The organism is Streptomyces sp. NPDC059564 (assembly GCF_042735575.1).
Classification (GTDB): domain Bacteria; phylum Actinomycetota; class Actinomycetes; order Streptomycetales; family Streptomycetaceae; genus Streptomyces.
Window position 1 is genome coordinate 1 of the sequence record NZ_JBHWBP010000358.1, and the last position, 7,714, is coordinate 7,714.

General features: G+C 73.4%; 9 protein-coding genes. 5 read left to right on the top strand and 4 right to left on the bottom strand.

The window, feature by feature from the left end:
• From ACFV0Q_RS34910 to ACFV0Q_RS34920, 3 genes are all read left to right on the top strand, one after another.
• Positions 1-1,407: MFS transporter (locus ACFV0Q_RS34910; RefSeq protein ID WP_385011041.1), on the top strand; the 1,407-nt coding region annotated here is incomplete at its 5' end.
• A complete protein-coding gene (locus tag ACFV0Q_RS34915; RefSeq protein ID WP_385011043.1) occupies positions 1,404-1,994 on the top strand; it encodes a TetR family transcriptional regulator in 591 nt (196 codons plus the stop codon). The genes ACFV0Q_RS34910 and ACFV0Q_RS34915, both read left to right, overlap by 4 nt.
• A 44-nt stretch (positions 1,995-2,038) precedes the next feature.
• Complete coding sequence (locus ACFV0Q_RS34920) at positions 2,039-2,692, top strand: hypothetical protein (protein ID WP_385011045.1); 654 nt, start codon at positions 2,039-2,041, stop codon at positions 2,690-2,692.
• Here the strand turns inward: ACFV0Q_RS34920 and ACFV0Q_RS34925 are convergent.
• Positions 2,624-3,604, bottom strand: coding sequence for a cupin domain-containing protein (locus ACFV0Q_RS34925; RefSeq protein WP_385011047.1), 981 nt, complete (start codon positions 3,602-3,604; stop codon positions 2,624-2,626). The two genes, ACFV0Q_RS34920 and ACFV0Q_RS34925, sit on opposite strands and share 69 nt — an antisense overlap.
• 111 nt (positions 3,605-3,715) lie before the next feature.
• On the opposite strand from ACFV0Q_RS34925, the gene ACFV0Q_RS34930 reads away from it, so the two are divergent.
• Together ACFV0Q_RS34930 and ACFV0Q_RS34935 are read left to right on the top strand one after the other, a co-directional pair.
• Positions 3,716-4,570, top strand: coding sequence for an NmrA family NAD(P)-binding protein (locus ACFV0Q_RS34930; protein WP_385011049.1), 855 nt, complete (start codon positions 3,716-3,718; stop codon positions 4,568-4,570).
• A gap of 2 nt (positions 4,571-4,572) precedes the next feature.
• Positions 4,573-5,013, top strand: a complete 441-nt coding sequence (locus ACFV0Q_RS34935; protein WP_385011051.1) for a nuclear transport factor 2 family protein — start codon at positions 4,573-4,575, stop codon at positions 5,011-5,013.
• 36 nt (positions 5,014-5,049) lie between these two features.
• Here the strand turns inward: ACFV0Q_RS34935 and ACFV0Q_RS34940 are convergent, their stop codons facing one another.
• From ACFV0Q_RS34940 to ACFV0Q_RS34950, 3 genes are all read right to left on the bottom strand, one after another.
• Positions 5,050-5,739 (bottom strand): M15 family metallopeptidase, encoded by a 690-nt coding sequence (locus tag ACFV0Q_RS34940; RefSeq protein WP_385011052.1) that lies wholly within the window; start codon positions 5,737-5,739, stop codon positions 5,050-5,052.
• Positions 5,740-5,794: 55 nt separating this feature from the next.
• A complete protein-coding gene (locus ACFV0Q_RS34945) occupies positions 5,795-7,012 on the bottom strand; it encodes a cytochrome P450 (RefSeq protein ID WP_385011054.1) in 1,218 nt (405 codons plus the stop codon).
• Between the two features lie 93 nt (positions 7,013-7,105).
• Entirely contained in the window at positions 7,106-7,639 is a 534-nt protein-coding gene (locus tag ACFV0Q_RS34950) for a DoxX family protein (RefSeq protein ID WP_385011056.1), read from the bottom strand.
• Between the last annotated feature and the right edge of the window lie 75 nt (positions 7,640-7,714).

Below are 7,714 nucleotides of genomic sequence, written 5' to 3' on the forward strand. Positions count from 1 at the left end.
GTCGCCGTCATGCAGACCCTCGTGGTCCCGCTGCTGCCGCACGTCCCGGACCTGACGGGGGCGAGCCCCGGCGCCGCGGGGTGGCTCGTGACCATCACCCTCCTCACCGGCGCGGTATTCACCCCGGTACTCGGGCGCGTCGGTGACATGTACGGGAAGCGGCGCGTGCTGCTCGCCTCTCTGGGCGTGCTCACCGCCGGTTGCGTCCTGTGCGCGGTCAGCTCCGACATCGGCGTCCTGATCGCCGGCCGGGCCCTGCAGGGCGCGGCTCTCGCGGTGATCCCCCTGGGCATCAGCATCATCCGCGACGAGCTCCCCGCCGACCGGGTGCTGCCCGCGATCGCCCTCATGAGCTCGACGCTCGGCATCGGTGCGGCGATCGGCCTGCCGGTGGCCGCGGTGGTCGTGGAGAACTTCGACTGGCACACCATGTTCTGGGCATCGGCCGCCCTCGGTCTGCTCGATCTGCTCCTGGTGCTGTGGATCGTCCCCGAGTCGTCGCTGCGCTCGCGCGGGCGCTTCGACGTCCTGGGGACGCTGGGGCTGACCGGTTCCCTCGTCGGACTGCTGCTCGCGATCACCCAGGGCTCGGACTGGGGCTGGACCTCCGTGCGCACGCTCGGCCTGCTCGGGGCCTCCGTGGCCGTGGGCCTGCTCTGGGGCTGGTTCGAACTGCGGACCCCCTCCCCCATGGTGGACCTGCGGGTCTCCGCCCGGCCCGCCGTCCTGCTCACCAATGTCGCGGCCCTGCTCATCGGTTTCGCCTTCTACGCGAACTCCCTGGTCACCGGCCAGCTGGTGCAGGAACCCACGAGCACGGGGTACGGGCTCGGCGCCTCCATCGTGGTGAGCGGCCTGTGCCTGCTGCCCGGCGGCCTGGCCATGGTCGCCCTCTCCCCCGTCTCCGCGCGGATCTCCGCCGCCTACGGGCCCCGTACCGCGCTCGCGCTCGCCGCCGTCGTGATGGCCGTCGGTTACGTGGTCCGCTTCTTCACCAGCCACAGCCTCTGGCTGATCGTGGCCGGTGCCACCGTGGTCGCCTGCGGCACGGCGATCGCGTACTCGGCACTGCCCGCCCTCGTCATGCGGGCCGTGCCGGTGAGCGAGACGGCCGCGGCCAACGGGCTGAACACCCTGATGCGTTCGGTCGGGCAGGCCTGCTGCAGCGCCGTGGTCGCCGCCGTGCTGGCCCATGTGACCTTCGTGGCCGGCGGCCGCACCGCCCCGACCCTGCACGCCTACCTGCTGATCTTCCTCGTCGCCGCCGGAGCGGCGCTCGCCGCCCTCGTCGCCACGCTGTTCCTGCCGTCGGACCGGCCCGGACGCGGTGCCCTGCGCGGCCGTGGCGCCGAGGGCGGTACGGTCACGGTGTCAGCGTCCGTGACCGCCGCCCGGGAGAGCGCATGAGCAGTACCGACGGATCCGTCGCCGCCACGACCGGTGGCGAGGCGGGGGCCGAGACCGGGCGCGACGCCATCGTGCGTGCCGCGCGGCGGGCGTTCACGCTGCGGCCGTACGCCGAGGTCACGATGCGCGGCATCGCCGCCGCGGCCGGGGTGAGTCCGTCGCTGATCGTGAAACGGTTCGGCAGCAAGGAAGCCCTGTTCAACACGGTCGCCGACTTCGGGACGGCCGCCGACGAACTGTTCTCCGCTCCGCCGTCGACGCTCGGGCGGCACCTGGTCCTGACCATGGTCGGGATGCGCGACCGGGGCCGGGGGGACCCGCTGCTGCGGGTCGTGTTCTCCCTGGGCATCGAGGACGAACGCACCCTGCTGCGCGCACGGTTCCGCGAGCAGGTCACCGACCGGCTGGCCGCTGCCCTGACCGGCTCCGACGCGCGGCTGCGGGCCGAGCTGATCGCCGGCCAGCTGCTGGGCCTCGGCGCCACCTTGAGCCTGCACCGGCCGGACGGCGCCGGCTCCCACGCCACCGCCGAACGGCTGGCGGACCTGTACGCGCCCGGCCTCCAGCGGCTCATCGACGGGGCCTGACACCGACGCCCGGCCGTCGGCGTAGCTCATGATCTTGCCGGGTCTTGCTGAGCCGTCTCACGCAGCGGCTCACGAGGGGGTCGGGCGAACTGCGGGAGGCGGCCGCGGCGGCGGGCGAGCTCGGCCCCCGGGCCGTATCGCTGGTCCCGGCGCTGCGCGCAGCCCTCGGCGGCCCGGACGGTGGCACCACCACCCCCGACCTCGACGCGGACACCGCGGTTGCCGAGGCCCTCTGGCGCATCGGCCAGGACCCCGGCCCCGTGGTCGCGGCGCTGGACTCGGTCTTCGTACGGGCGGCGCAGAACCCCTGGGGCCGGTGGGCCGGGGTCCGGGCGGCCCGGGCAGCGGCGCTCCTGGGACCGGCCGGGCGGCCGCTGACCCCTCGCCTGCACCCCCTGCTCGGCGACCCGGAGCAGGTGCCCGCGGCGGCACTCGCCCTCGTGGCCGTGGCGGATCCCGCCTCGCTGGACCGTACGGCGCTCGCGGAGGCCGTTCTCGACGCGGCCCGCCGGGAAGCCGATCCGATGGGGGCGCTCCGAGCCCTGGAAGCCCTGGGCGCCGGCGCCCTGTCTCCCGCCCACCGCAGGAGCTTGGCCGCTCTTGCCGACGGCGACGCGCGGGTGGTCCGTTCAGGGGTGGAAGACCGGATCATCCGTGGGGACGAGACCTTCCGGAACCGGGCGCGGGCGCTCCTCTGAAGGGCCCGTCGAACCGGGCGAACACCGTCGTCGCCAGGTCCCGGGCGGCTCGCCGTGGTGGCGCCGGAAGGCGGCCGCGAACGCGTAGGGCGAGCCGTAGCCGACGGTACGGGCGATGGCCGTGAGGGCGAGGTCGCCGGTGCGCAGGTGGTCGCGGGCCAGCGCCATCCGCCAGTCGGTCAGGTACTGCATGGGGGTCTGGCCGAGGGCCTGGCGGAAGGTCCGGGCGAAGGCAGCCCGGGACAGGCCGCTGATCGCGGCGAGTTCGGGGATCGACCACGGATGGCCGGCGTTCTCGTGCATGGCCTCCAGCGCGGCGCCCAGCCGGGGGTCCGCGGATGCCCGGTACCAGCGGGGTGCGGACGGGCTGTGGCGGAAGTCGTTGCGGATGGCGAGCACCAGGAGGACGTCGAGGAGGCGGTCCAGCACCGTGGGCCGGCCCGGCTCGGGGGTGGCCAGCTCGTGCGACAGGAGCGCGATCACGTCGCGCAGGGGATCGCCGACCGCGGCCGAGAGGGTCAGCACCTGCGGCAGTGCCTCCAGCAGGCCGGTTCCGATGTCGCCCGAGAACCGGTACGCGCCGCAGAGGAAGACCGTCGCGCGCGGGTCCTCGGCACCCCCGTCGTGGGCGTGCCGGGCCCGGAATTCCTCCGGTTCGAGACAGCCGGTGCCCGGCTCGTGTCCGATGTGGTGGTCGGGGCCGCCGCGGACGAGCGTCACTTCCCCCGGCACCAGTTCCACGGCGCTGCCGGGGTCGTCGAGCCACAGCCAGCCGCGGCCCCGGACGACGGTGTGCACGGCGAGCTGGATCGAGCCGGCCAGCCGCAGCCCCCACGGCGGCTCGGCCACCGTCCGGGCGAAGACGGCGCCGGAGGCGCGGGCCCGGGCGAGGTGGTCGTGCAGTATGTCCACCCGATCAGTATCAGCGGGACAGGCATCGTGGGCATCGGTCCGAGCGTTTGACACAAAGGAACGAGCGATTCACGCATTGATCCACTCGTCGTGCACTCTCAGGATGGAGCCATGACTGGATCACCACACACCGCACTCGTCCTCGGCGGCACCGGGCGGACCGGCTCGCTCGTGGCGAGGGAGCTCGCCGGGCGGGGGCTCGGTGCCCGCACCGCGGCGCGCCACGGCGGCGACGTGCTGTTCGACTGGGACGACCCGACCACCCACCCCGGTGCTCTCGACGGCGTCGACCGGCTCTACCTCGTCACGCCCGTCCTGCGGGTCGCCTACGCCGACCAGGTGGCCGCCTTCCTCGACCTCGCGGTGGCCACGGGGGTGCGCCACGTGACGTACCTCAGTACCCATGGCAGCGACCAGGCACCGCCGGAGGTCGACATCAGGGCCGTCGAGGCGGACCTCGCCTCCCGAGGGGCGATCACGCACTCGATCCTGCGCCCCGCCTGGGTGATGCAGAACTTCGGCGACGCACACCTGCCGGTCGTCGACGGGGTGATCACGGTGCCGACCGGCGGCGGAGCGGAAGCCTTCGTCGACGCGGCCGACATCGCCGCGGTCGCGGCCGAGACGCTGCTCGCCCCCGAGTCCCACGCCGGCGCCCAGTACGCGCCCACCGGCCCGCGGGCCCTCACGGTCGGCGAAGTCGCCGACATCATCGCCGCGGTGACCGGCCGGCCCGTCAGGCACCGGGACATCGACCCCGGCGTATGGATCGGCGGTGCGGTCGCGGCCGGCCTCGTCCCCGCCGACTACGCGGTCGTGCTCCGCTGGCTGACCGGCACCATCATCTCCGGCAACGGTTCCACGCCCAACGACGACGTGGAGAAGGTCACCGGCCGGCCGCCGGCCGGATTCCGCGCGTTCGCCCGGCGCAATGTCCACGCCTGGACCTCCGCGTCGGTGAGGTGACCGTGTCCATCGACGGCATCACCGATTTCGCGGCGCTGGACCCGTTCTTCCGGATCGTCGGCGAGGGCCTGGCGGGGCTGGTCGACGGGGAGCACTTCTTCGACCTCCTGGCCGAGGACGTGGTCTTCGAGTACGTGGTCTCCGTGCCCGGCTATCCGCGCCGGGTGCGGGGACGCCGGGCGGTCGCCGACCTGTACCGGGGCTATGGCGACGTCATGGTTCTGCACGGCGCGGACGGGCTCGCCGTGCACCGGGACCCCGAGACCTCCGTGGTCGTGCTGGAGTACGCCGTCCACGGGCGGGCGGTCCACACGGGGCGGGCGTACGACAACCACTTCGTCTCCGTGATCACCGTCAAGGACCGCAGGGTGACGCACTGGCGGGACTATCTGGACCCCGTCGCCGTCTTCCGGGCCGTCGGCTGGCCGGCGGAGGCCCGCTAGGACCAGTCGTCAAAGGGGCGGGAGCCGTGGGCGGCCTCAGGCGCCGTTCTCGGAGAAGTGCTGGTAGTCCGGCTCGGACCAGCGGGCGCCCCAGTACCAGCCGACCTCCTCGAAGGCCCTGGTCACGGCGTCGCCCGGACGGATCACGCCGGGGCCGGCCCGGTCGCGGTCGAGGTGGGTCCGCCCGTTCGGCGGGTGGCTCGTGCCGTAACGGTCGACGTACGGGTTCTCGACGGGGTTGATGTCCACGGCGTCGCCCCAGGCGTGCCGCGACTGCCGGCGCGGGTCGCCGGTGACCTGGCGGCAGTTGAAGGCGGAGGTGTTGTCGTCGGCCATGGCCCGCTCGTCGCTGCCGTCGTACTCGGCCGTGACGCGCATCCGGCGAATCGGGAATCGGTGCTCGAAGGCCTCGGCGAACACGTGGAGCACGGGGTCCACCGCTTCCCGGTGGACTATGAGCTCGCCCTGGTGGACCTTGCCGTCGAAGCCCCAGTGGTTCATCCGGACGAGCCGGAGCGTGTCCGGGGGTACGGGGCATCCGGGCCGGTAGCTGGCGCCCAGTTTCCCGGCCGGAACGGCCGAGACCTCGGCGGCCAGCTCCGCCACCGGGTTCCCGGGCTCCACCGCCGCCCGGAACCCCGGTGCCGCTGCCTCCGGCACTCCGCAGGCCGACGTCGACACGCAGAGCACGGCGGTCAGGGCCACGGCTACGAACCGGTAGCTCACCGATCCACCGTAGATCCACCCGCCCCGACCGGCGCGGCGGAGGCGGTGCCAGGCCCTAGGCCGGAGTGAAGGTCACCGGCAGGCTCTCGGGGCCGCGGAGGCCGCCGGGGCGCCAGCGGATCTCCTCCGGCGGCACGGCCAGGGCCAGCCCGGGGAGGCGGCGCAGGGCGGCGCCGATGGCGATCTGCCCCTCCAGCCGGGCCAGGGGTGCGCCCAGGCAGTAGTGGATGCCGTGTCCGAACGCGAGGTGGGCGTTGTCCTGGCGGGTGATGTCCAGGAGGTCGGGGTCGGGGAACCGTGCCGGGTCGCGGTCGGCGATGGCCGAGGCGATCAGTACGGTCGCTCCGCGCGGGATGGTCACGCCCGCGATCTCCACGTCCTCGCGGGCGAACCGGGCGATGCCGGGACTGACCGGGCCGTCGTAGCGCAGGAACTCCTCGATCGCGTCCGGCAGCAGCTCGGGGTCGGAGCGCAGCAGGTCGAGCTGGTCCGGGTGGGCGAGGAGCGTGGCGATGCCGCCGCCGATCAGGTTGACGGTGGTGATGTAGCCGGCGGCCAGCAGCAGGAACACCATGGCGATCAGCTCGTCCTCGTTCAGCCGCTGTTCCTCGTCACGGGCGGTGATGAGGCCGCTGAGCAGGTCGTCGCCGGGGTGTGCCCGCTTGGCCCGGATGAGCTCGGTCACGTAGGCGCGCATGTGCTGCCACGCCTCGCTCACGACGGCGACGTCCGGCAGCTTCGCTCCCCGCATGACGATGCGGTCGGTCCAGCGCTGGAAGTCGTGGCGGTCGTCCACCGGTACTCCGAGCAGTTCGCTGATCACCGTGACCGGGAGCGGCAGCGCGAAGTCCGCCACGAGGTCGGTGTGGCCGGCCGGGACGATCGCGTCCAGCAGCCGGTCGGTGATGGACTGGATCCGGGGCCGCATTTCGGCCACTCTGCGGGCGGTGAACGCCTTGGAGACCAGGCGGCGCAGTCGGGTGTGGTCGGGCGGGTCGCTGCGGAGCATGGTGCTCAGCATCGATTCGCGTTGTGTGTCGCGCAGCTGGTTCAGGAGCCGGGTGTCCGTGGCGTCGCGTACGTCGCTGCTGAGGCGGGGGTCGGACAGGGCCGCGAGTGCGTCGTCGTAGCGGCTGACCAGCCAGGCGTCCAGGCCGCCCGCGATGACCGCGCGGCGTACGGGGGCGTCCTCGAGCAGTTGCCGGTACAGCGGGAAGGGGTCCGCGACGAAGGCCGGGTCGGCATAGGGCAGAAGGACCGGCCGTTCGGTCATGATGCCTCCAGGAGTGCGTGCCCTCGCTGGGAAGAGGGGGGTGTGCGTTCAAGTCTCGCCGGATGCCGGCCGGCGTGCCGGGCCGCTCGCGGATCAGTCCCGGATCAGCAGCACCACGGCTGCCAGGACGACGGCCAGGCCCAGCGAGAGGACTCCGTAGACCACCCGGTGGTCGCGGAGCACCGGGACGAAGCGGTCCAGGGCGAAGCGGCCCGGGCCGGTGAGGGCGAGGGTGACGGCTCCGGCGACGAGCAGGGACTCGAACTCGACGCCCGTCAGACCGAGCACGGCGCCGGTCCACTTGACGGCGATGGCGTTGATCATGACGCCGACGACGGCGGCCGCGGCCAGTGGGGTGAGCAGGCCGAGGATCAGGCCCAGACCGCCCAGCGTCTCGGTCAGGCCCGCGATCACCGCCATGGTCTCGCCCGCCGGGTAGCCCGCCTTGCCGAAGTACATGCCGGTGATCTTGACGCCGGGGCCGTCGAACCACCGGAACAGCTTCTGGGTTCCGTGGATGGCCATGATCACGCCGAGTACGACGCGCAGCACGGGCAGGCCGACGTCGTAGGGCGTGGTGCTGCCGGTCATGGATCGGTGAGCGGCGGGGAAGCGGATCTCGGCCATGGTGGCGCCTTCTGTCGGGGGCGGAAGGGGCGTGCTCGGGCGGGCGCGTCCCTCGGAAGCCGCCGGCCCGCACCC

Excerpts from the sequence above, each read along its gene's own strand:
- ACFV0Q_RS34945 (WP_385011054.1), bottom strand. The coding sequence starts at position 7,012 with ATGACCGAACGGCCGGTCCTTCTGCCCTATGCCGACCCGGCCTTCGTC.
- ACFV0Q_RS34915 (WP_385011043.1), top strand. The coding sequence starts at position 1,404 with ATGAGCAGTACCGACGGATCCGTCGCCGCCACGACCGGTGGCGAGGCG.
- ACFV0Q_RS34950 (WP_385011056.1), bottom strand. The coding sequence starts at position 7,639 with ATGGCCGAGATCCGCTTCCCCGCCGCTCACCGATCCATGACCGGCAGC.
- ACFV0Q_RS34930 (WP_385011049.1), top strand. The coding sequence starts at position 3,716 with ATGACTGGATCACCACACACCGCACTCGTCCTCGGCGGCACCGGGCGG.